The sequence below is a fragment of the Mammaliicoccus sp. Dog046 genome, assembly GCF_034039665.1.
Lineage (GTDB): Bacteria > Bacillota > Bacilli > Staphylococcales > Staphylococcaceae > Mammaliicoccus.
On record NZ_CP120131.1, the window covers coordinates 512441 to 535173 of the forward strand.

General features: G+C 33.6%; 21 protein-coding genes. 12 read left to right on the forward strand and 9 right to left on the reverse strand.

Going from position 1 to position 22733, the window contains the following annotated elements:
* Positions 1-277: 277 nt before the first annotated feature.
* A complete protein-coding gene (locus tag P3U32_RS02430; protein WP_323704018.1) occupies positions 278-880 on the reverse strand; it encodes a nitroreductase family protein in 603 nt (200 codons plus the stop codon).
* Between the two features lie 195 nt (positions 881-1075).
* On the opposite strand from P3U32_RS02430, the gene P3U32_RS02435 reads away from it, so the two are divergent.
* Positions 1076-1792 (forward strand): tyrosine-protein phosphatase, encoded by a 717-nt coding sequence (locus P3U32_RS02435; protein ID WP_323704019.1) that lies wholly within the window; start codon positions 1076-1078, stop codon positions 1790-1792.
* A 62-nt stretch (positions 1793-1854) separates the two neighbouring features.
* On the opposite strand, the gene P3U32_RS02440 is transcribed toward P3U32_RS02435, so the two are convergent.
* Positions 1855-3048 (reverse strand): MFS transporter, encoded by a 1194-nt coding sequence (locus tag P3U32_RS02440; protein WP_323704020.1) that lies wholly within the window; start codon positions 3046-3048, stop codon positions 1855-1857.
* A 118-nt stretch (positions 3049-3166) separates the two neighbouring features.
* Between P3U32_RS02440 and P3U32_RS02445 the strand changes: the two genes are divergently transcribed.
* The gene (locus P3U32_RS02445) at positions 3167-3538 is read left to right on the forward strand and encodes a winged helix-turn-helix transcriptional regulator (protein WP_323704021.1); all 372 of its coding nucleotides are present in this window, start codon (positions 3167-3169) and stop codon (positions 3536-3538) included.
* 50 nt (positions 3539-3588) lie between these two features.
* Here the strand turns inward: P3U32_RS02445 and iadA are convergent, their stop codons facing one another.
* A complete protein-coding gene (gene iadA / locus P3U32_RS02450; protein WP_323704022.1) occupies positions 3589-4734 on the reverse strand; it encodes a beta-aspartyl-peptidase in 1146 nt (381 codons plus the stop codon).
* Between the two features lie 206 nt (positions 4735-4940).
* Here iadA and P3U32_RS02455 point away from each other — a divergent pair, with 206 nt between their 5' ends.
* The 3 genes from P3U32_RS02455 (at position 4941) to P3U32_RS02465 (ending at position 8947) form a co-directional block, all read left to right on the forward strand.
* Entirely contained in the window at positions 4941-6488 is a 1548-nt protein-coding gene (locus tag P3U32_RS02455) for a M4 family metallopeptidase (protein WP_323704023.1), read from the forward strand.
* A gap of 204 nt (positions 6489-6692) precedes the next feature.
* On the forward strand, positions 6693-7535 hold the full coding sequence (locus P3U32_RS02460) for a helix-turn-helix domain-containing protein (protein WP_323704024.1): 843 nt from the start codon (positions 6693-6695) through the stop codon (positions 7533-7535).
* A 122-nt stretch (positions 7536-7657) separates the two neighbouring features.
* The gene (locus P3U32_RS02465) at positions 7658-8947 is read left to right on the forward strand and encodes a Na+/H+ antiporter NhaC family protein (protein ID WP_323704025.1); all 1290 of its coding nucleotides are present in this window, start codon (positions 7658-7660) and stop codon (positions 8945-8947) included.
* A 442-nt stretch (positions 8948-9389) separates the two neighbouring features.
* On the opposite strand, the gene P3U32_RS02470 is transcribed toward P3U32_RS02465, so the two are convergent.
* Positions 9390-10625, reverse strand: a complete 1236-nt coding sequence (locus tag P3U32_RS02470; RefSeq protein ID WP_323704026.1) for an ammonium transporter — start codon at positions 10623-10625, stop codon at positions 9390-9392.
* Between the two features lie 250 nt (positions 10626-10875).
* Between P3U32_RS02470 and P3U32_RS02475 the strand changes: the two genes are divergently transcribed.
* On the forward strand, positions 10876-11310 hold the full coding sequence (locus P3U32_RS02475; protein WP_323704027.1) for a MarR family winged helix-turn-helix transcriptional regulator: 435 nt from the start codon (positions 10876-10878) through the stop codon (positions 11308-11310).
* Positions 11307-12491: an MFS transporter gene (locus P3U32_RS02480; RefSeq protein WP_323704028.1), complete on the forward strand. Its 1185-nt coding sequence runs from the start codon at positions 11307-11309 to the stop codon at positions 12489-12491. Before P3U32_RS02475 ends, P3U32_RS02480 begins: the two co-directional genes overlap by 4 nt.
* A 45-nt stretch (positions 12492-12536) precedes the next feature.
* Here P3U32_RS02480 and P3U32_RS02485 read toward each other — a convergent pair whose 3' ends face one another.
* The 3 genes from P3U32_RS02485 to P3U32_RS02495 all read right to left on the reverse strand — a co-directional run bounded on the left by P3U32_RS02485 (position 12537) and on the right by P3U32_RS02495 (position 15728).
* Positions 12537-14009 (reverse strand): catalase, encoded by a 1473-nt coding sequence (locus P3U32_RS02485; protein ID WP_323704029.1) that lies wholly within the window; start codon positions 14007-14009, stop codon positions 12537-12539.
* A gap of 301 nt (positions 14010-14310) precedes the next feature.
* Positions 14311-14772 (reverse strand): NUDIX hydrolase, encoded by a 462-nt coding sequence (locus tag P3U32_RS02490; protein ID WP_323704030.1) that lies wholly within the window; start codon positions 14770-14772, stop codon positions 14311-14313.
* Positions 14773-14795: 23 nt separating this feature from the next.
* Entirely contained in the window at positions 14796-15728 is a 933-nt protein-coding gene (locus tag P3U32_RS02495; protein ID WP_323704031.1) for a DMT family transporter, read from the reverse strand.
* 185 nt (positions 15729-15913) lie between these two features.
* Here P3U32_RS02495 and P3U32_RS02500 point away from each other — a divergent pair, with 185 nt between their 5' ends.
* Positions 15914-16681: an N-acetylglucosaminidase gene (locus P3U32_RS02500; protein ID WP_323704032.1), complete on the forward strand. Its 768-nt coding sequence runs from the start codon at positions 15914-15916 to the stop codon at positions 16679-16681.
* Positions 16682-16784: 103 nt separating this feature from the next.
* Positions 16785-17912 (forward strand): FAD-dependent monooxygenase, encoded by a 1128-nt coding sequence (locus P3U32_RS02505; RefSeq protein ID WP_323704033.1) that lies wholly within the window; start codon positions 16785-16787, stop codon positions 17910-17912.
* A gap of 160 nt (positions 17913-18072) precedes the next feature.
* Here P3U32_RS02505 and P3U32_RS02510 read toward each other — a convergent pair whose 3' ends face one another.
* On the reverse strand, positions 18073-19620 hold the full coding sequence (locus tag P3U32_RS02510; RefSeq protein ID WP_323704034.1) for a solute symporter family protein: 1548 nt from the start codon (positions 19618-19620) through the stop codon (positions 18073-18075).
* Positions 19617-19928 carry a DUF485 domain-containing protein gene (locus P3U32_RS02515; RefSeq protein ID WP_323704035.1) on the reverse strand — a complete coding sequence of 104 codons (312 nt, stop codon included), beginning with the start codon at positions 19926-19928 and terminating at the stop codon, positions 19617-19619. The genes P3U32_RS02510 and P3U32_RS02515 overlap by 4 nt, the downstream gene beginning before the upstream one ends.
* A 257-nt stretch (positions 19929-20185) precedes the next feature.
* On the opposite strand from P3U32_RS02515, the gene P3U32_RS02520 reads away from it, so the two are divergent.
* Genes P3U32_RS02520 through gmpC form a run of 3 tightly spaced genes read left to right on the forward strand, consistent with a single transcriptional unit; the run spans position 20186 to position 22728 of the window.
* Positions 20186-21205 carry a methionine ABC transporter ATP-binding protein gene (locus P3U32_RS02520; RefSeq protein ID WP_323704036.1) on the forward strand — a complete coding sequence of 340 codons (1020 nt, stop codon included), beginning with the start codon at positions 20186-20188 and terminating at the stop codon, positions 21203-21205.
* On the forward strand, positions 21205-21864 hold the full coding sequence (locus P3U32_RS02525; RefSeq protein WP_323704037.1) for a methionine ABC transporter permease: 660 nt from the start codon (positions 21205-21207) through the stop codon (positions 21862-21864). Before P3U32_RS02520 ends, P3U32_RS02525 begins: the two co-directional genes overlap by 1 nt.
* Before the next feature lie 21 nt (positions 21865-21885).
* Positions 21886-22728 carry a dipeptide ABC transporter glycylmethionine-binding lipoprotein gene (gmpC, locus tag P3U32_RS02530; RefSeq protein WP_323704038.1) on the forward strand — a complete coding sequence of 281 codons (843 nt, stop codon included), beginning with the start codon at positions 21886-21888 and terminating at the stop codon, positions 22726-22728.
* Positions 22729-22733: the final 5 nt, after the last annotated feature.

The following is a 22733-nucleotide window of genomic DNA, read 5'->3' on the forward strand; positions in this document are numbered from 1 at the left end:
ATGTCCGTTACGCGGTTCTAAAGGACAAAATTCCAGATTCTGTCCGTTACACGGTTCTAAGGGACAAAATTCCAGATTCTGTCCGTTACAGCATTCTAACGGTCATAATTCAGAATACTGACACTTACGGAACCTATAACAGTCACAATCCGAATTCTGTTCCATCACTTACACTAATCTAACAACTATAACGCGTACTATTTTCACTATAATGAAAAAAACAAGCAGCTCATTGAGCTGCTTGTTTTCTTTTTATTAATACTTATGCAAATATACTTTATTCGAATTTAGCGAATGTTTCAGCTGGTATACGTGATGCGCGATCGTTAGTCATTTCGCCTTTACCTATTGTAATAAGCATTGCTGGCACTAAGTGATCTTCGATATTAAATTCATCTATTACAGCTTGTTTATTAAATCCTATCATTGGGCATGTTGCAAATCCGGCATTTTCACTTGCAAGCATTAGACTCATTGCGAACAATGATGCGCCTCTGACTGCTTCATCTCTTTGATTTGTTGTACTTTCGAAAAATGTATTAACACTTGATATCAAGCCATCTTTTTTATCAGCTGGGATATGATTATGTTCTATCCAATCATCTGCCACGTCTTCAATTGTTTCGTGTGCCTTTAAATCACCTAAGATGATAAATGTTGCGCTTGCTTCTTTGACTTTAATTTGTTTATTTGAAGCTTGATATAGTTTTTCTTTTGCTTCATCAGATTGTGCAACAATCACTTTCCATTGTTGTAAATTCCATGCAGAGGGTGATAGTGCAGCTTGATCTAATAAGTTGTTAATTGTTTCTTTATCTAATTCATATGGTTCATAAGATTTTACAGAACGACGTTGTTCTAAGACTTCTTTAAATTCCATGATGGACTTCCTCCTTTAAATCGATAATGTTATCGTGATATAAACAAGAGAGAATTACAAATATTCTGCTTATTGTTAAAAAGACTGCTTGTTACAATCGTTTTAATATAATTTGTTTATAGTTATTTGTTACAATATAAGTAATAAGGTATTTTTGTAAGTTTATATGATTGAATGACTAAAGGAGCGATGTTCATGATTGATATTCATAATCACTTATTATATGGTTTAGACGATGGTCCGTTGGATGCTGAAAGTATGCTTGAATTAGCAAGAGAAGCCGAAAAGATAGGTATTACAGATATTGTAGTGACACCGCATTATATCGAACATCGATTTAAAAATAGTGCATCTATTGTGAAAGAGAGAACTGATGAAGTGCAGGCTCTATTAAATGACAATAAGATTGATATTAAAATATATCCAAGCCAAGAAATTCATATGTTTGGTAAAGAATTAGAGGGACTTCAATCAGGTGAATTACTGCCTATCACTCAAGGTTCAAAATACGTACTCATTGAATTTCCTTTCTTTTCTGTACCGGATTTTGCAGAAGAGACTTTTGATAAATTGTTTAATGCGGGATATCGCCCATTACTTGCGCATCCTGAACGTATCATTCCGATACAAGACAATCCAGAGATACTCTACGATTTAATTGATAGAGGTGCGCTTTGCCAAGTGACAGCAGGATCACTTGTGGATCGATATGGACCAGATGCGAAAAGGGTCGCAGATGAACTTCTTAAGAAGGACGCGATTCATATTATAGGAAGCGACGCACATAATACGTCGAATAGAAACTTTCACATTCGTGAAGCATATGAATATATTGAGCAACAATTTGGTGAAGAAAAAGTAATACAATTTAAAGAGAATGCACGAAAAATATTAGAAAACGAAGATATTTAATAAACGAAAGAAGCGGCTGGGACATAATATATGTCTCAGCCGCTTCTTTTATCTATAATTATTTATTTTGCTACTTCAAGTGTTTCAGTAGATTCTCGTTTATTTATTGTAAACATTAATGCACTAGCCAATATTACCATTATGAAAGCGAAATATGGAGTAAGTGACAATGTAAAGTGGTTTAATATAAATCCACCAATGACAGAACCAAATGTGATGCCAAGATTGAATGAAGATATATTTAAACTAGATGCGAAATTCACAGTTTCTTTACTGTGTCTTTCAGCAAAAATAACGACGATGAGTTGTAGACCAGGTACATTCATAAACGCAAATAATCCCATTAGTAATATACTGATAAGTCCAAATACATGGAGATGTATTGTTAAACCTAAAAGTAATAGTGTTAAAGCTTGTAATAAAAAGATAAACGTAAGTGAGCGTGTTGGGTCATTGTTTGTTAATTTTCCACCTAATGTGTTGCCGATTGCGACCATTACGCCATATAAAATTAATATAATAACAATGCTATTTGTATCATAACCTAAAATATGTGTGAGTATTTCAGTTAAATACGTATAGACAACAAATGTACCGCCATAGCCAAGTGTTGTAATTAAATAAAGCGTCATCAGTGGTTTGTTTTTAAATACGCTAAGTTGTTTTATGATAGGTGCTTGTTCATACTCTGTTAAGTGTTTAGGTACAAACATAATATTGGCGATTAAGCTAATTAAGCCAATCCCTGCAATCGTATAGAATGACATTTCATAGCCAAAAGTTTGACCAATCCATGTTCCAAACGGTACACCTGTTATTGTTGCAACTGTTAAACCAGTAAACATCATTGCGATCGCGCTTGAACGTTTGTGTGGAGGTACTAAGTCAGCTGCAATAGTAGTAGCAATTGACATAAATACACCATGAGCAAATGCGCTCAAGATTCTCATAGCTATAAGAAATGCAAAGGATGTTGCTACCCCTGCAAATATATTGGCGATAATAAATACGACCATAATGAGAATAAGTACTGTCTTTCTTTTAAAACGATTTGTTAAAGGGGTTAAAATCGGTGCTCCAAATGCTCCACCAATCGCGTATAAGGATACGGTTAAACTTGCAATTGGAATAGTGACATCAAAAGAATCTTTAATTAATGGTAAAAGTCCGACACTTATAAATTCTGCAGAGCCGATAGCGAATGCTGAAATGGCGAGAGAAATAAGTGCGAGTTGATTTGAAATATTAGTTTTCATCTGTAAATTTCCTTTCCTTGTTATATGATATGTGTTATTTTATATCTTAAGTAATCAAATAGGAAGTACGTACTTTAATGTCATATAGGTACTAAAAAGTACCCTTAGGAGGAATATTATGAATGGAACGCAATATCATATTGGAGTAGAAGCTACGATTGATGTAATAGGTGGGAAGTGGAAACCAGTCATTTTATGTCATTTGAAGCATGGGAAAATGAGAACGTCAGAATTAAAAAAAGCTATACCACAGATTACTCAGAAAATGTTGACGCAACAATTGAGAGAATTAGAAAAAGACCAAATTATCAATAGAATTGTCTATCAACAAGTACCTCCAAAAGTAGAATATGAAATTTCTGAATATGGAAGCACGTTGAATCTTTTATTAGAGCATCTATGTAAATGGGGAGAATTACATGTTCAAAAACGAAAAGAAAACGGAGAAGAGGTTGAATTAAATTCAGTTGAATTTATAGATGTTGTTTAAAAATTAAAATGAATAAAAAGAAGGAAAATGAGTAATCATTTTCCTTCTTTTTATTCAAACATACCTTTTCTTATTACTTCATATTCGGATACCATTTGTTTTCCTTTTGCAAGTACGTCTTTAACGCGGTGTTTTTCGGTGTCTAATATGAGAATATCAGCGTCATAGTTTACTTCTATGTGTCCTTTGTGATGAAGTGTGAGGACTTTTGCGACGTTTGAGGTGAACATAGCGATGATGTCTTCTTGATTAGCATGTGTATCTAATAAATTAAATAATTGTTGTGTAAGCATGCTGCATTTCGCGACATCATAACCGACTAATTTATTACGTTCATCAAATTTAGGTAAGCTACCGTGACCATCTGAAGATATAGTAAGTCTAGATAAATCACCGTCATGTTTTTTGAAATAATCCACGCATTCAACGGTATTGTCACTAGCCGTTAAATCAACGTACACGCCTTGATGACTCAAGTTGACGCCTTCTTTTAACAGATTTAATGCCTTATCGAAATGAGTGACATACATTTTGTTTGGTTTGACATCATAATGATCTAACAGTTCATATATTTGATCTAATTGATGCTTCCCCGTTCCTAAATGGAAGTGAGTGACACCAGCTTTACCGCTTAACATACCGCCAACAGTTGTCTCGGATACAATCCTTGCAAGCTCTTGAGTTGTTGGTATGGATGATCTGAAATCGTTAATGGCAACTTCACCAGTTCCTATAACTTTATCGATTAATAACAGATCTTCTTGAATAGATTGCGTTAATGTTGTGATGGGCAAGTGATAATTTCCTGTATACATATAAGTAGAAACACCTTCAGCTTCTAAGGCTTTTGCTTTTGAATAAAGGTTCGTGAGCGTGCGAGATAGACCATCCGTGCCAATTAAACCTACAACGCTGGTGATACCATTTTTAATTAAATCTGTTAAATTTACTTCAGGTGTACGTGTCATATATCCAGCTTCTCCACCACCTCCAAGTAAATGAATATGGGGATCGATGATTCCTGGCATAATGGTATGGTCTTTCGCGTCAATTGTAATAAAGTCTGGATCTATCTTTTTTAATGCGGTTATATCTATATTACCAATTTTGATGATTGTTTTACCTTGAATGAGTATAGGTTTCTGACCGATATACTTTGGCGAATAAATTTCTCCATTAATAATGAGCGTAAACATAGTTAGCCTCCTGAAAATGTAGTTGTTACATATTTTAAAATAAGTGGAATTTGAAATCAAAATTTATAAATTTGTATAATAAATATTATGAAATTCGATATGTAATATAATTGTAATATAAATTTACACTTTTGTTGATGACATTTGCTTCGCGAATATATATAATTGACTTGTACTTATTCAGAATTTGTATAGGGGTGGATTTGATGAAGAATCAAAAGAAAGTATTATCAGTTGGCTTTGCATCAGTAATCGCATTATCTTTAGGGGTATCACACATAGCAAATGCAGCAGAAAATAGTCCGATAGATCAAAAGGAATTAAAATCAATTCCTAAGTTGGACGTAAACAGTAAGTCAGAAGCACAAGAGGTTCTAAGTCAATTACCAGGAAATGCAAACATTAAAAAAAGCTACAAACAGTTTGCGGTAACTAATGAATTCCGAGATAAGTTAGGTTTTACACATTACACACTTAAACCGAAAGTCGATAACTATCTTGTTGAAGATAAAGAAGTAAAGATACATACGAATGGCAAAAAGGAGTTAGAACTCGTAAATGGTGATGTAAATACAGATAAAGTTACTTATACGAATAAGCAAAGTTTATCTAAGCAAGACGCAATCAATAAGGCTTTTAACAGTATTGGTAAAAGTCAAAATGAAGTTAAAAATGTTAAAGGCAAACAAGTCATTAATAAAAATGAATTGGTGATAAATGCCAAGAAGAAAAAGCTCGTTTATAATGTTGAAGTAATTTATTTAGAGCCTGAACCAGCACGATGGGAAATTAAAATCGATGCAGAAACAGGAGATGTAATAAGTAAGCAGAATAAAATTGAGCATGTTGTAGGTAGTGGGAAAGGTGTTAATGGAGATACGAAAGAACCATTGAATTTAACAAAAGTAACTAATGGTTATGACCTTCAAGATATGACACATACTGGAGCTATTCAAACGTATGATGCGAAAGGTGGTAAATCAAGTGCATCCTTAATGACAGATCCAGATACGACATTCAATGATGCAAACCAAGCTGCCGGTGTAGATGCACATTTTAATGCAGCTAAAACATATGATTATTATTTGAATACGCATCAACGTGATAGTTATGATGGCAACGGTGCACCAATTAATTCTATCGTTCATTATGACAAGGATTATAATAATGCCTTTTGGAATGGACAATATATGGTATATGGAGACGGTGATGGAACAACATTTACATCATTATCTGCTGCCGATGACGTTGTCGCACATGAATTGACACATGCTGTCACTGAACATAGTGCAGGACTTGTGTATGAGAATCAACCTGGCGCATTAAATGAATCTATGTCTGATGTGTTTGGCTATTTTGTAGATCCAGATGATTGGTTGATGGGTGAAGATGCTTATACACCTGGAAAATCTGGAGATGGTTTAAGAAGTTTATCTAATCCAGAACAATATAATCAACCCGCACATATGGATAATTATCAAAACTTACCAAACACAGAACAAGGTGACTATGGTGGTGTCCACATTAATAGTGGTATTCCAAATAAAGCAGCTTACTTAACAATTACAAAAGTAGGTAAAGAAAAGTCAGAAGCGATTTATTATAGAGCGTTAACAGAATATCTGTCTTCTAATTCTTCTTTCTTAGACGCAAAATACGCTTTGAAACAGGCTGCATCTGATTTATACGGTGCAAATTCAACTGAGGAACAAGAAGTCATAAAAGCTTGGGAATCAGTAGGTATTACTGGATAAAATAATTGAATTTTTACAAGCATCACATTAAAATATAAATAAGGAATAGCACGACTTAATCTTGATATTTAGAAGTAGTTTTTTCAGTATGACAATCATCTTGTATATATTCACCGGGAAGAATAATACTTGATGCGTAAAGAACAATTATATGATTTTCTAAATCAAATGAGTTTGCTTATTCGAAAAAAATGGGGGAGTTACATGATGAAACTAGGAGAACGAGTTAAACAAAGAAGAATTGACTTAAAGCTTTCACAACAAACGTTGGCGAAAGATATTGCAACTCAAAGTCAAATATCTAAAATTGAAAAAAATGAATTACAACCAGGATCACAATTACTATTTAATATGTCTAGACGATTAAATTGTAGTATGGATTATTTGTTTAATGGTAATGAGTTAGATAACCAGTTTGAACAAAAATTGAAAGTCATCGAACGATTACTTAGTAAGCAAGACTATGATGCACTTATTCCATTGTTAGATGGTAATTATTTATCTAATGGATCTACAGATGAAATAGCTGCTATTAAATGGGTTAGAGCGATGATCGCACAACATAAATATGATAATCTTGACGAAGCAATTGAAAATATAGATGAGTCATATGATTTGTTGAATTCAAATATGTATGAAAGATTACAAGTAAGTATTTGTGATGCAAAAGCAAGATTTCATTTTGAAAAAGGTAACAATGATGTTGCAAAAGCAGCTTTAGAACAAGGTTTGCAAATTGCTAAACGCTATAATGTGGATGAGAAATATTCAATCCACTTATTATACTTGTTATCAAATATGTATTTAACTGAAAATAGTTTCGATAGATGTTTAGCTTATGCACAAGCGGCATTAGATTTAACAATTAAATCAAATAATTACGAGTTATATAGTGAAATTGTATATAACATAGTTAAATCAAAAATCGAAATGGGTATTAACAATGATAGTGACGTGAAACAATTAGATGTAGCACTATACTTAAGTGATGCTTCTAAGAAATATAATGTTTCTATCTTAATTAGAGATTTAATGAAATTACAATAATATCATTTCAACTCCTTGTATTTATTCGAGAATCGCTTTAAAAGGCATTTTATAATTGACGCGTACTACTTTGTCATGTAACCTTTTAAAGTATTCAAGATATATTTACAAGGAGATTTTTTATGGAACAAATAGATAAGAAAGGTTCTTTCATAGCACTATTGCCGTTAATTGTGTTTGTTTTTCTGTTTATAGGAACAGGAGTAATTAAGAAAGACTTTGAATTCTTACCATTAAATGTAGCAATTTTGATTGCTGCTGTATTCGCATGTGCAATGTATCCAAAGACACCATTAGCTAAGAAATTAGATATTTTTACAAAAGGTGCAGCACATCCAAATATATTATTAATGGTATTTGTATTTTTACTTGCAGGTGCTTTTAGTGAAACAGCAAAAAGTATGGGTGCGGTCAGTTCTACAGTTAATTTAGGATTATCATTAATACCTGGACAATTCCTATTAGCAGGACTATTTATCGTAGGTGCATTCATCTCAGTTGCTATGGGTACATCAATGGGTACAGTAGCAGCATTAGCGCCAGTGGGTGTTGGTATATCAGAAGCGACAGATATATCATTAGCACTAACAACAGCAACTGTTGTCGGAGGTGCAATGTTTGGTGATAATTTATCAATGATTTCAGATACGACAATTGCTGCAGTTCGAACGCAACAAACTAAGATGAGCGATAAATTTAAAATGAATTTCTTGATCGTTTTACCAGGTGCTATTATAACTATTTTTATACTATGGTTTATCACACGAGATGCTGGTATATCTGATGCCAGTCATGGTGGTTATAGTTTAATTAAAGTCATTCCATATCTATTTGTATTAATAAGTGCTCTATGTGGAATGAACGTATTGCTCGTATTAGTATTAGGTATCGTCGTCGCAAGTTTAATTGGCTATATAGATGGCTCATTTACACTTGCAGAAAATTTAAAAGCCATTTCAGACGGCTTAATCGGTATGCAAGATATTTCTATGATTGCGCTATTAATAGGTGGAATGATAGGGATTATTGAATATAACGGTGGCATTACTTGGCTATTGAACGCAGTGACGAAAAAAGTAAAATCCAAACGCGGTGCAGAATTTGGCATTGCTGGATTAGTCAGTGTGACTGACTTAGCAACTGCAAACAATACAATTTCTATTATTACAACAGGACCATTAGCAAAAGAAATTGCGGATGATTATAATATTGATCCTAGAAAATCAGCCAGTATATTAGATATATTTGCAAGTACGATACAAGGAATTATTCCTTACGGTGCGCAAGTATTAGCAGCAACAAGTGTAGCAGGCATATCGACAATGTCATTGTTACCATATACATTCTATCCATATTTACTAGGCATATGCGGAATCGTATCAATCATTATTGGTTATCCGAGAAAAAAGTAGAGAAATAAATGAAGGAAAGATGCTAGGACAATGTCCTAGCATCTTTTTTGATGAGATATCGTGCGATTGGATATGAAACGCACGAAGAGTTAGGGGTTAGTGCTGAGATATCGTGCGATTGGATATGAAACGCACGAAGAGTTAGGGGTTAGTGCCGAGATATCGTGCGATTGGGTATGAAACGCACGAAGAGTTAAGGGTAAGTGCCGGGATATCGTGCGATTGAGTGTAAATCGCACGATATCCCGACGTGCAAACAAAAATAAAGAGGCTGGGACATAATATATGTCTCAGCCTCTTTTAGTATCTTGGCAGTAGATGGCTGAGTTAAAAATGCGCTTGTATCAAGCTTTTTTCAACTCTAGTCATCCTTGCCGGGGCGAGACTACGAAATCTTTTTTTATAAATTAGATTTCTGTCCCGCTCCCTTTTCTTACATCTATTATGCTCTTTTTTCTTCTAATTCATACCCGTAAGCTGTTTCACCATGGAAGGCTGCATCTAATCCTTCTAGTTCTGATTTTTCATCTGTTCTTAAAGTAGTGAATATACTAATCACTTTAGCGATTGCATATGTCATGATACCACTAAAAGCGATTGTAACGACAACTGCTACGATTTGAATAACGACTGGCATGATGCCACCACCGAATAATGTACCGTCTGTTATTGTTGGATTGACACTTGAATTTTGGAATAATCCTGTTCCGATTGCGCCTACAACACCACCGAAACCGTGTAATCCAAATGCGTCTAATGCATCATCATAATTTAATAATACTTTTAAGTGAGTAATAACGTAATAACAAACTAGTCCGCCTAATAGGCCAAGAATCATTGAACTTCCGTATCCGACAAATCCGGCTGCTGGTGTAATTGTTACTAATCCAGCTAACATACCTGATAATGTACCGATTAAAGTTACTTTTTTCTTTTGTATATATTCGAATATACACCAACCTGCAATACCTGCACATGAAGCTAATATTGTATTAACAAAAGCTAGCATTGCAATTGAATCAAATGTTAATGCTGATCCCGTATTAAATCCAAACCAACCGAACCATACGAATATGCCTCCGATTAATGTAATCACAAGATTGTGAGGTGGTTTTCGGTTATCTGGTTTTCTTGAACCAAGTAATAAGGCAAGTACAAGTCCAGATACACCAGAAGAAATATGTACAACTGTTCCACCTGCAAAGTCGATAGCGCCTAATTTGTGAATCCAACCACCGCCCCATACCCAGTGTGCGACTGGACTATAGACTAATACAACCCATAATGCCATAAATACTAGAAACGGTCCAAATTTCATACGTTCTGCGACTGAACCCGTTAAAATCGAAACTGCGATTGTACAGAATGTTAATTGGAATAGCATGAATAAAGCAAATGGAACTGTTTCACTGTATGCCCCGTTTGGTTTAAATCCAACATCATTAAGTAATGTATGTGAAAAATCACCAATTAGTGTATTACCTGTTCCAAAACTAAGTGTAAATCCTATAATAACCCAAGTGAATGTTACAACCACAATTGCTGAAATACTGTGCATAGATGTATTTAACACGTTTTTAGATTGAACTAATCCTCCATAGAACAATGCTAAACCAGGTGTCATTAACCAAACTAACAATGTGCAACCAAATAATAAAAGTGTATCTGTCTGACTCATCTTCCCTCAACTCCTTATTTTTTTTAAAGTATATAGTATAAAAAGTGAAAAAAGAAATATAGGTTAGGTAAATTTACACTTAATGTTATGTTATTTAACATCAAAAATCTTTTTTCTTATATTAATAGGTTGTCCAATATAAATTTAAAATAGATTTAAAATACTGTTGACATCATTAAATAAGGGGAGTAGAATGATTGAGTATTAGTTAGCAAAGCTAACTTTATTTTTATGAGGAGGTTGACACTTGATGGAGAATTTTTTATTTACTTATACAAATTTGTATAGACCGTACATTCATCATATTAACAAGATATTAGAGGCATATGATTTATACACCGCACAATATAAGGTGTTACACGATATTGCCTATAATCAACCAACGACACTTGTACACGTTTCAAAACGTTCTTTTATAGAGAAACCAACTGCTCGTAAAATTATTAAAAAGTTAATCGAACATCAACTTGTTCAAGCTGTTAACAGTCAAGAAGACAAGCGCGAGAAATTCTTAACATTAACGGAGAAGGGACAACTTCAATTTGATGAAATTCATAAAAAGATTAAAGACTTTCAGAATCAATCACTTGAAGCGGTCGATGCTAGTGAACAAGAAATAGAACAAGCACAACGGTTATTAAAAAAACTTAGAAAGCATTTAATTGAGGAGGAAACAGAATCATGAGTGATCACATTAAAAAGCCTATATGGACAAAGGACTTTATATTTAACTTTGTTATTAGCTTTTTTATCTTTTTATCTATGTATTTATTATTAGTTACAGTAGGTGGATATAGTAAAGATACATTCGGGGCATCAGATAGTCTTGCAGGACTTGCTTCAGGTTTGTTTATCGTAGGATCTTTAATAGGAAGATTTTTAACAGGGAAATATATAAATATATTAGGAACTAAGAAGATATTAATTATTGGCGGTATATTACTTGTAGTAACAAATGGTTTATATTTAGTATCCGCATCATCATTTGCATTGTTATTAATAGTCAGAGTACTAAATGGTGCGGCTAGTGGTATTGCAAGTACAGCAACAGGTACTATTGCAGCATACATCACACCAGCAGAACGTCGTAGTGAAGGTATCAGTATGTACAGTTTAAGTATGGTATTAGGTACAGCAATTGGACCGTTTATCGGATTATTGTTATATCAACATATTCCTATGTATGGACTATTTGTCATCTGTACCGTTTTAATCATCGTAGCATTTGTAATGTCATTATTTATGAACATTGCTACACCAGTTACACCTAAAAAAGAAACTAAAAAAGGATTTAAATTTAGTGACTTTTATTCAGAACAAGCATTACCGATTGCACTTGTTGTAGTCATTGTCAGTGTCGCTTATTCTTCAGTATTGTCATTTATCCAATTCTTTGCACAAGTGAATCACTTAGTTGAAGCATCTAGTTTCTTCTTTGTTGTCTATGCAATCGCTGTGTTACTTACGAGACCATTTACAGGAAGAATCATGGACCAAAGAGGGGAAAACGTAGTAACAATTCCAGCATTTATTTGTTTAATTATTGGTCTGTTCTTGATCAGTATTGCGCATAACGGAGTTATATTATTATTAGCAGGTGCATTTATAGGTTTAGGATTTGGTAATTTACAATCTATATTCCAAGCAATTGTTATAAAAGTATCTCCTGCTGAAAAAATGGGACTTGCAACATCTACTTACTTTATTGCATTAGACTTTGGTTTAGGATTTGGACCATACGTATTAGGTAACTTTACGCATTCAATCGGATACTCAGGTTTATACCTAGCAATGTCAGTAGTTACTATTGTAGGATTAATTGGATTCTACTTCTTGCACATGAGAAGAAAACATAAAATAGCATAAAAAAGAACTGCACTTTAAATTAAAGTGCAGTTCTTTTTTTTAATATTAACCTTCTAAATCAACAGCGTTAATGTCTATGCCTAATGCATCAGCTACACCTTTACCGTAAGCTGGATCAGCTTTATAACAGTTGCGGATATGACGATGTTTCACTTCGTCTGTTGTACCTTGCATTTCGTTAGCAGTGTTTTGGAATATACGTTGTTGAGCTTCTGGTGATTGTAGACGGAATAATTTACCTGGTTGTTCGTAGTAATTATCATCATCTTCACGGAAGTCATGCTCATATAAATCGCCTTCTACTGGTAGACTAGGCTTTTTATATTCAGGTTGTGATTCATGTGCTTCATAACTATTTGGATAATAGTTAATACCGCCACCTTGGTTTCCATCTACGCGCATTTGACCATCTCTTGAGAATGGACAAACATTAGCTGCACCTTTAGCTGAGTTCACAGGGATTTGCCAATGGTTTACACCTAAACGGTAACGTTGAGCATCTCCATATGAGAATAAACGTCCTTGTAACATTCTATCTGGTGAGAAATCTAATCCAGGTATAATGTTAGTAGGTGCGAATGCCGCTTGTTCTACATCTTGGAAATAGTTCTCAGGGTTACGATTTAATTCGAATTCACCAACTGGAATTAGTGGATATTCATCTTTATACCAAACTTTTGTTAAATCAAATGGATTGTCTTTATGATTTCTTGCTTGTTCTTCAGTCATAACTTGAATATACATTTTCCATTTAGGGAAGTTGCCATCTTCAATTGCATTGAATAAGTCTCTTTGACTTGATTCACGGTCTTTAGCGACAACTTGTTCAGCTTCGTCACCTTGGTAATTTTCAATACCTTGTTGAGTTCTGAAGTGGAATTTAACCCATACACGTTCACCAGCATCGTTATACATTGAATAAGTATGTGAACCGAAACCGTGCATATTACGGAAGCCTTTAGGAATACCTCTATCAGACATTAAGATTGTTACTTGGTGTAATGCTTCTGGTAATAAAGTCCAGAAATCCCAGTTTGATTGAGGGTTATGCATATTTGTTTTAGGATCACGTTTAACAACGTGGTTTAAACTTGCAAATAATTTAGGGTCACGGAAGAAGAATACAGGCGTGTTGTTACCAACTAAGTCCCAGTTACCATCTTCAGTATAGAATTTAAGTGCAAAACCACGAATGTCACGCTCAGCATCTGCAGCACCACGTTCACCAGCTACTGTAGAGAAACGTGCGAACATTTCTGTTTGTTTCCCGATTTCTGAAAAGATTTTAGCATTTGTATATTGTGTAATATCATGTGTAACTGTAAATGTCCCGAAAGCACCTGAACCTTTAGCGTGCATACGGCGTTCAGGGATAACTTCTCTATCGAAATGTGCCATTTGTTCTAAAAAGTATATATCTTGCATTGAAATAGGACCGCGTTTTCCAGCAGTCATTGTATTTTCTCGATCTGAGACAGGTGCGCCAAATAGACCTGTAAGTTTAGATTTGTTACTCATAATTATCCTCCTTATGATTCTTAATTATAATAATTCTAATTTCATACTCATTATAATTTAAACTAAGCGAAGTGACAAGTAAATGTATCGATGAAAATGAAAGAAATGAATTTAAATGTAGGACTATATTTAAATATAATATCCTAAAAGTTAAAAAATAAACATTTTACCCTTTTAATAAGAAAAACCGCATACTTAACGAAAGTCATTAAGTGTGCAGTTTATAAGAATGTACTTATATTAAAATGAGAATGAAACTAATTAATTGAGTATAGAGCCCCTTTAGTAGAGATGTTTTATGTTATTTTCCTTTGTCATGATGGATAAATAGTGGTTGAACATCTACAGTTTCTAAAATAATATCTTTAACTTTTTCAGGCAGTAGATTAATTGAATCGATGTCTGGAAGTTTAACAGATACGTAATCTACTTTTGGATCGGATGGAATATCTAAGTCTTCTAATGAAGTTTCTAACGTGAATTCATAAATAAATGATATTTCATGGTAAGACGTCCCCGCATATTCAAAGAAATTTTGAATTGTAGAAACAAATTTAATGTTATTACATTCAATGCCTAATTCCTCTTTAATTTCACGTTTGATTGCTGCATCAGAACTTTCGTAATATTTAACTCTTCCGCCTATTAAAGCATAAAACCGGCGTTGTTTATCATAATGAAAACAATAGCCATTTTTGTCTTTTATGATTGCACCAACGCGTATGTTCAACATGCCGTCACCAGATTTTATTGAAAGATCCATTTAAATTCCTCCTTCATATCAAGTTAAAATAATTTTAAAATCACGATACCAATAAAAACAAGAGATGCTCCGATAAAACGTCGTTTTGTAATTTTGAATTTAGGTGTATTAAATAAACCGAAGTGATCAATAAATAATCCCATGAGCATTTGACCGAATATAACAACCATTAATGTCAATGCGGCACCAAGCTCTGGCATTAATATGATATTTGTCGTAACAAAAATCACCCCTAAAGCACCACCTAAAAAGTAAATCGGCTTGATTTTACCTTGTGTAGGGTGGGTGAAACTGAAACGAATACGTCGCACGATAATTAAAGACAAAATAAATAATGCGATCGTACCAATTCCAAATGAAATAAGTGCAGATAAATAAAATGATTGAACTTCATATCTTAATGCACTATTAATCGCTGTTTGTATAGGTGGCAAACAGCCTGTCATTATACCGACAATGAGCCAATAATTTGTATGACTCGATTCGTTCGTAATGATTCTTGATGTTTTCTTTTTATAATTCATTAATAATATACCCAATAACATCAATATTACGCCAAGCACGCGCGTTAAATTTATTAAATGAATATCAGTGCCGAACAAACCAAATTGATCAATGAATAATCCCATGATAATTTGACCACATACTGTCATAACAACTGTTAAAGCAGCGCCAATTCGAGGTAATAGTAATAAATTACCGGTTAAAAATACAACACCTAAAAGTCCGCCAGTAAACCAAACGTATGAAAAATCTTGGTTAAATAGAAACGAAGGTGTGAGTTTTTGAGGATTCATCATTAAATTTACGACGATAAGTACAATTGTTCCGATAAAGAATGAGTAAAACGATGCAAGAATGGGAGATTTTGTGTATGTGCCAAGCCTAGAATTTATAGAAGTTTGTAATGGCACACATAGACCAGCAATGACACCCAATATAATAAGTAATATCAAAATATAGACTCCTATCAAAATATAATTTAGTTACTTAATGATACATGCTTTTGACCGATATAGATAGAGTAGTATGTTGTTAACTTTTTTGTTACTGGCGACATTAAGATTACAAAATGAAAAAGATAAGTTAAAATAAAACAGGAACATTTAAAAATAGAAAAGGTGTGAGCTATATTAATTTCTTGAGAGAAAGGTTTTCTTTAATTTTAGGACTCGTGATTATTGTTGTTTTTATTGTTTTGTTAATTATTTTTGAGTCTCCATTTTTTAAAGAAAAACAATCTTATACTTATGATCAAGCTTTAGAATTACAAACAAAGAGTGATTCTCCTGCACTTACACAAAAGGATAATCAATTTGTGTATGCAAACAAAAAGGATATCGATGAATTTATGGATATAGATAAGAGTAAGACCGACCTGCAATTTATGGATATTTCCAAGAAGGTTGATATATCCGAAGAACAATTGAAAGAAATTTTAAAAGATAAAGGCATTTTCAAAGGACGTGAAAAGGCTTTTTTAGAAGCTCAAGAAAAATATGATGTGAATGTAATTTATTTATTAAGTCATGCATTTATTGAAACTGGCAATGGTAATTCAGAACTAGCAAAGGGAATTAAAATGTCCAACGGGAAAACATTTTATAACTTTTATGGTATAGGTGCGTTTGATAGAAATGCAGTAGAAGAAGGTAGTAGTTTTGCCAAAAAGCAAAACTGGAATTCACCAGAAAAAGCCATTAAAGGTGGCGCTGAATTTGTCAGTAATGAATACATTAATAATGAACAAAACACACTTTATAAAATGAGATGGAATCCATATAACCCTGGACAGCATCTGTATGCGACAGATGTCAATTGGGCGACGAGCATCGGTAGTATTATGGAACATTATTATGAAAAACATGACTTGAAGAAAGCGAAGATTAGTAAAAACTATTATAAATAAAGTGATTATCTATGTTGGATTTATACTATATTTATAAATTTAGTTTCATGTTAAAATAAAATTAAATACTGAAATTTTTATTACAAAGAAAGTAGTGAACAAAATGAAGATTGCTGTAGTTGGAGCAGGCATAGGTGGCTTAACAGTCGCTGGCTTAATGTGCCAAATCGGACATGATGTTAATGTCTATGAAGGTAAAGATAATTTAGATCAAGTAGGTGCAGGTATAGGCATTGGAAGCAATGCATTAAAAGCACTGAAACAATATAGAATGGCTTATGCAATTGAGCAAGAAGGTCAGCCTTTAGAACAAATTAAAATACATTCAGACTTAGACGAAAATTTAAGTGCTTTAAATATGAAGCAAGACGACACACATAATATCACAATCCATAGAAATGTATTACATGAAATTTTAAAGACATATGTGCCATCTGAACGTATTCATCTGAATCATAAAGTAACAGAATTCAAACCAACTGGAGACGGTGTAAGACTTTGCTTTGACAATGGAGAAGTAGAAGAATTCGAATTAGTCATAGCAGCAGACGGTCTACATTCGAATATTAGAACTCAAATCTATCCTAAATCATTACCAAAATATGCAGGATATACATGTTTTAGAGGCGTAGTAAACGCTAAATTAGATATAGACGGGAAAGAAGCATTAGAATACTGGGGACATAAAGGAAGATTTGGCATTGTACCATTAAAAGAAAATCAATACTATTGGTTCTGTACAATGAATGCTAAAGAAAATGATCTACAATTCAAATCATTTGAGAAACCACACTTACAAGCATATTTTAACCAATTTCCTAATGAAGTGAGACAGATTTTAGATGCACAAGATGAAGTAGGGATATTACAACATGATATTTATGACATTGCGCCATTAAAATCATTCGTATCCGGTAGAGTTGTATTATTAGGAGATGCTGCACATGCAACAACACCAAATATGGGACAAGGTGCAGGACAAGCAATTGAAGATGCAGTTACATTAGCAAATTTAATAAAAGATAGAGACATAGAAGCGGCGCTTAAACGATATGATAAATTAAGAGTAAAACATACAAAGAAAGTGATATTAAAATCACGTAAAATAGGTAAAGTAGGACAAGCTACAAGTACGATGAAAATTAAATCAAGAAATGCCATGATGAAGAAAACATCATCTAAAGCAATGAATAGAAAAGTGAAGTTTTTACAAAAAGCGAAGTTGAAATAGAGGAAGAATGCCGAGATATCGTGCGATGAGGTGTTAAACGCACGAAGACTTTAGGGTAAGTGCCGAGATATCGTGCGATTCAGGGTCAATCGCACGATATCTTTGCAACTCAAACAGAAAAACAGCGTCTACATTTTCGTAGACGCTGTTTTTTCTATATTTAATGTGAAATATCTGAAGTAGAAATGCCTGTTGCTGATTTTACTTGTACTTCTCTGAATTTTTCTTCAGATTCTGATTTTCCAAGGAATGTTCCTAAGAATGCTGCCAAGAATCCTGCGGGTACAGATATAATTGCAGGATTTGATAGTGGGAATATTGGTGCCATTGCTATAAATGCACTACCATCAGGATTCATAACATTTGGACTCAATATAACGAGTACTAATGAAACGATTAAACCAACAGCTATCCCGACTATCGCACCTTGTGTATTAAATCTCTTCCAGAATATTGTATACACAATGACTGGTAGATTCGCACTTGCTGCAACACAGAAGGCTAATGACACTAGAAATGCGACGTTTAAATTCTGTGCAAACAATGCCAATATTATTGAAACAACAGATACTGTTAATGATGCTAATTTCGCTGCTTTCATTTGTTCTTTTTCAGTGATTTTCCCTTTTTTAATAACTTGTCCATAAATATCGTGTGCAAATGCCGAAGCGCCTGTTAATACGAGACCTGCAACTACGGCTAATATCGTCGCAAATGCAACAGCTGATACAAAGGACATGAGGAAATCTCCGCCTAATTTTTCTGCTAATAGTGGTGCAGCCATATTCCCAGCAGGATTTGCTGAAATGATTTCTTCTCGCGTTAATAATGCTGCAGCACCAAATCCTAAGAAGATCGTTAAAATATAAAATATACCAATAATCCAAGTTGCCCACATTACTGAAGATCTTGCTGTTTGCGCATCTTTTACTGTGAAGAAACGCATCAGGATATGTGGTAACCCAGCTGTACCAAATAATAATGCGATAATCAGTGATATATTATCTAAAGGTGGTTTACCTTGTGATCCTGGATTAATAAACTCTCCTTTAAAATCACTTGATTTAATATTGTGCATTTCTCCGAACATTGTCGAAATATTAAAGTTAAAGTGTAATAGAACTAAAAATGTAATAATCACTGTTCCAATCATCAGTAGCACAGCTTTAACCATTTGTACCCAACTTGTAGCCGTCATCCCACCAAATAATACATAAATCGTCATCATAATACCTACTAGAATAACAGCAACTGTATACGGGATGCCAAATAATAATTGAATGAGTGCACCTGCACCAACAAGTTGCGCTAACATATAGAAGATAACGATTGTGATTGAAGAAACTGCTGCCATTGCGCGAACTTTTTTAAGTTCAAATCTTGCAGCAATCATATCGGCTAAAGTATATTTACCAAGATTACGTAAAGGTTCAGCAACGATATAAAGTACGATTAAATATGCTGTTAAATAACCAATACTATAGAAGAAACCGTCAAATCCCCATAAAGCAATTGCACCTGCAATTCCTAAAAATGATGCCGCTGATAAATAATCTCCCGCTATCGCTAATCCATTTTGCCAACCGGTCAGACCACCACCAGCTGTATAGAAATCATTTGTTGATTGTGTTCGTTTCGAAGCGAAATATGTAATCAATAAAGTAATACTCACAAATATTAAAAACATAATAACGACGATAGGATTCATCTTTGTTGCTCCTCTCTATAAGTTTTTAATAATTCCTGTGCATCTTTATCGAAACTTTTAGCTTTTCGCATATAAAGCGTCACGAGTGTCCAAACCATAACAAAAAGTAATAATGCATAAATCCATGCCCAAGATATGTTCCAAAATGCAACGGTATTTAAAATCTCTGTGTAACTCGTTAATACTGGGAATAAAAGTGTGGCAACAATAAAAAAGATAGAAATCGGAAAGATAAATGCATTTCTCTTTTTAACAAGCGCCTTAAATTTAGGATCCTCAGCAATTCTCCCATAATCATGCTCAACCATGTAATAACCCCCTTTATAATGTAAAAATACATCTTAGTTAACATTTTATTGATATGACACACAATTGTCAATAATAATTGGTAACGCTTACATAACTCGTGTGTTTAATTGAATTTTTTATGCAATAGGTCATTTCTATAAAAAAGGGATAAGTTAGTATGAATATTTAGAAAAATTTGATATTTAGTGTTGACGATAGGATTAAATATCAATATAATTCTTATCATATTAATAAGAATTCGGGAGGGAGAATGGTTATGATAGAGTTTAAAAATGTAAATAAAATTTTCCAACAAAAGAATTCTAAAATACAAGCTTTAGATGATGTGAGCTTCAAAGTTGAACCACAAGATATATTTGGTGTCATTGGATATAGTGGTGCAGGTAAGAGTACATTAATTAGGCTTGTAAATGTGTTGGAAGAAAAAACATCGGGAGAAGTGATTGTAGATGGTCATGACGTCAATCGCTATTCGAAGAAAGAACTGCAAAGTGTAAAGAAACAAATAGGAATGATTTTTCAGCATTTTAACTTATTAAATTCTAAGACGGTCTTTAATAATGTGGCAATGCCTTTAATACTTCAAGGTAAAAGCAAGAAAGATATTAAAGAGAAAGTAAATGAGTTGTTAGCATTTGTAGGATTAGAAGATAAAGGGAAACAATATCCTAACGAATTATCTGGTGGTCAAAAGCAAAGAGTAGCAATTGCACGTGCATTGGTTACTGATCCGAAGATTTTGTTATGTGATGAAGCAACAAGTGCATTAGATCCAGCGACAACAGATTCCATATTGAAATTGTTAAAAAGAGTGAATGAACAATTTGGCGTTACCATACTGCTAATTACACATGAAATGAGTGTCATTCAGAAGATATGTAACAAAGTAGCTGTAATGGAAAGTGGGAAAGTCATAGAAATGGGCGCTGTTCTAGATGTATTTAGTCATCCAGAAACTGAAACAGCTAAGAATTTTGTATCTACTGTAATTACAACAGATATTTCACCGAATTTACGTAAATTGATTAAGACAGATCAAGATGCAGTTGATATTAAATTATACATAGATGGTGAGCAAGTGACGCAATCCATTATCAATGATTTGATTACGAAGTGTCAGGTGCAGATTAATGTTCTATTTGCTTCGATGTCAGATATACAAGGTATTCCTGTAGGTTATTTAACTTTACGTTTAAAAGGAGAACAAGCAGCTATTCAAAATAGTTTTCAATATTTGAAGGAAGCTCAAATCGAATTTGAGGAGGTTGATGCGTAATGTTCGGTTCGTCATTAGATTCATCTCAATTAATAGATTCAATTTACCAAACATTATACATGGTTACCGTTTCTTTAGTGTTAGGTGCATTAATCGGTATCCCATTAGGTATTCTATTAGTGATTACGAGGAAAAAGGGCATATGGGAAAATAAAATCATTTATTACGTGCTTAATCCGATAATAAATATTTTTAGGTCATTGCCATTTATTATATTACTCATCGCAATTGTGCCATTTACGAAATTAATCGTAGGTAGCTCGATAGGGACGTCTGCAGCTATTGTCCCATTAACTGTTTATGTTGCCCCGTATATTGCAAGACTCGTTGAAAATTCATTATTAGAAGTGAATGCGGGTGTCATAGAAGCAGCACATTCAATGGGTGCTTCACCGTTTCAAATTATTAGGTACTTTTTATTACCAGAAGCTTTAGGTTCGTTAATCTTAGCATTAACGACATCAATCATAGGACTTATCGGTGCAACAGCAATGGCAGGCGCTGTTGGTGGCGGTGGTATAGGCGATTTAGCACTCGCATATGGCTATCAAAGGTTTGATACGATTGTCATCGTTATTACAGTCGTTATTCTCGTTATTATGGTTCAAGTGATTCAATCGTTAGGAAATGTACTTTCAAGACTTGTTAGAAGAAATTAAAAAATAAGAGGAGTGGTTAATTTGAAAAAGGTTTTAACATTATTAGTTGCATTAGTTGTATTATTAGCAGCATGTGGAGATAAGAAAGATGATAAAAAAGTAACGATAGGTATTGCATCGAATGATACGGCAGTTTGGGATAAAGTGAAAGAACTGGCGAAAAAAGATGGTATAGATATCGAAATTAAACAATTCTCAGATTACAATGTGCCAAATAAAGCTTTGTCAGATGGAGACATTGATTTAAACTCATTCCAACACTTTGCTTTCTTAGATCAATTTGAAAAAGCAAATAAAGGTACAGATATTACACCTATTAGAACAACAGTATTTGCGCCTTTAGGCATTTACTCTAAAAAAGTGAAGAACATCAAAGATTTAAAAGAAGGTGCGAAAGTAGTTATTCCTAATGACGTGTCTAACCAAGCAAGAGCGCTTAAATTATTAGAAAAAGCAGGCTACATTAAATTAGATAAAGACTTTGGTTTAGATGGTGGCCCTAAAAATATAATTGAAAATAAAAAGAAACTTGATATTAAAGCAGTAGATGCACAACAAACAGCTAGAGCGATAGATGAAGTCGATATTTCAATTATCAACAACGGTGTAGCATCAAAAGCAGGATTAGATCCTAAGAAAGATCCAATCTATTTAGAAGATCCAGATGCTAATGCAGCGAAACCTTATATTAATTTCATAGCTGCAAATACAAAAGATAAAGACAATAAAACATATAAGAAAATTGCAGACTTATATCATTCAGAAGAAGCGAAAGATGCTTTGAAAGAAGATACGAAAGACGGAGAAGTAGTTGTAGACTTAAAACAAGATGAAATTAAGAAAATTCAAGACTCATTAAAATAAAGAAA

Coding starts and splice junctions, on each gene's coding strand:
- P3U32_RS02430 (WP_323704018.1), bottom strand. CDS start 880: ATGGAATTTAAAGAAGTCTTAGAACAACGTCGTTCTGTAAAATCTTAT.
- P3U32_RS02435 (WP_323704019.1), top strand. CDS start 1,076: ATGATTGATATTCATAATCACTTATTATATGGTTTAGACGATGGTCCG.
- P3U32_RS02440 (WP_323704020.1), bottom strand. CDS start 3,048: ATGAAAACTAATATTTCAAATCAACTCGCACTTATTTCTCTCGCCATT.
- P3U32_RS02445 (WP_323704021.1), top strand. CDS start 3,167: ATGAATGGAACGCAATATCATATTGGAGTAGAAGCTACGATTGATGTA.
- iadA (WP_323704022.1), bottom strand. CDS start 4,734: ATGTTTACGCTCATTATTAATGGAGAAATTTATTCGCCAAAGTATATC.
- P3U32_RS02455 (WP_323704023.1), top strand. CDS start 4,941: ATGAAGAATCAAAAGAAAGTATTATCAGTTGGCTTTGCATCAGTAATC.
- P3U32_RS02460 (WP_323704024.1), top strand. CDS start 6,693: ATGATGAAACTAGGAGAACGAGTTAAACAAAGAAGAATTGACTTAAAG.
- P3U32_RS02465 (WP_323704025.1), top strand. CDS start 7,658: ATGGAACAAATAGATAAGAAAGGTTCTTTCATAGCACTATTGCCGTTA.
- P3U32_RS02470 (WP_323704026.1), bottom strand. CDS start 10,625: ATGAGTCAGACAGATACACTTTTATTATTTGGTTGCACATTGTTAGTT.
- P3U32_RS02475 (WP_323704027.1), top strand. CDS start 10,876: ATGGAGAATTTTTTATTTACTTATACAAATTTGTATAGACCGTACATT.
- P3U32_RS02480 (WP_323704028.1), top strand. CDS start 11,307: ATGAGTGATCACATTAAAAAGCCTATATGGACAAAGGACTTTATATTT.
- P3U32_RS02485 (WP_323704029.1), bottom strand. CDS start 14,009: ATGAGTAACAAATCTAAACTTACAGGTCTATTTGGCGCACCTGTCTCA.
- P3U32_RS02490 (WP_323704030.1), bottom strand. CDS start 14,772: ATGGATCTTTCAATAAAATCTGGTGACGGCATGTTGAACATACGCGTT.
- P3U32_RS02505 (WP_323704033.1), top strand. CDS start 16,785: ATGAAGATTGCTGTAGTTGGAGCAGGCATAGGTGGCTTAACAGTCGCT.
- P3U32_RS02510 (WP_323704034.1), bottom strand. CDS start 19,620: ATGAATCCTATCGTCGTTATTATGTTTTTAATATTTGTGAGTATTACT.
- P3U32_RS02515 (WP_323704035.1), bottom strand. CDS start 19,928: ATGGTTGAGCATGATTATGGGAGAATTGCTGAGGATCCTAAATTTAAG.
- P3U32_RS02520 (WP_323704036.1), top strand. CDS start 20,186: ATGATAGAGTTTAAAAATGTAAATAAAATTTTCCAACAAAAGAATTCT.
- P3U32_RS02525 (WP_323704037.1), top strand. CDS start 21,205: ATGTTCGGTTCGTCATTAGATTCATCTCAATTAATAGATTCAATTTAC.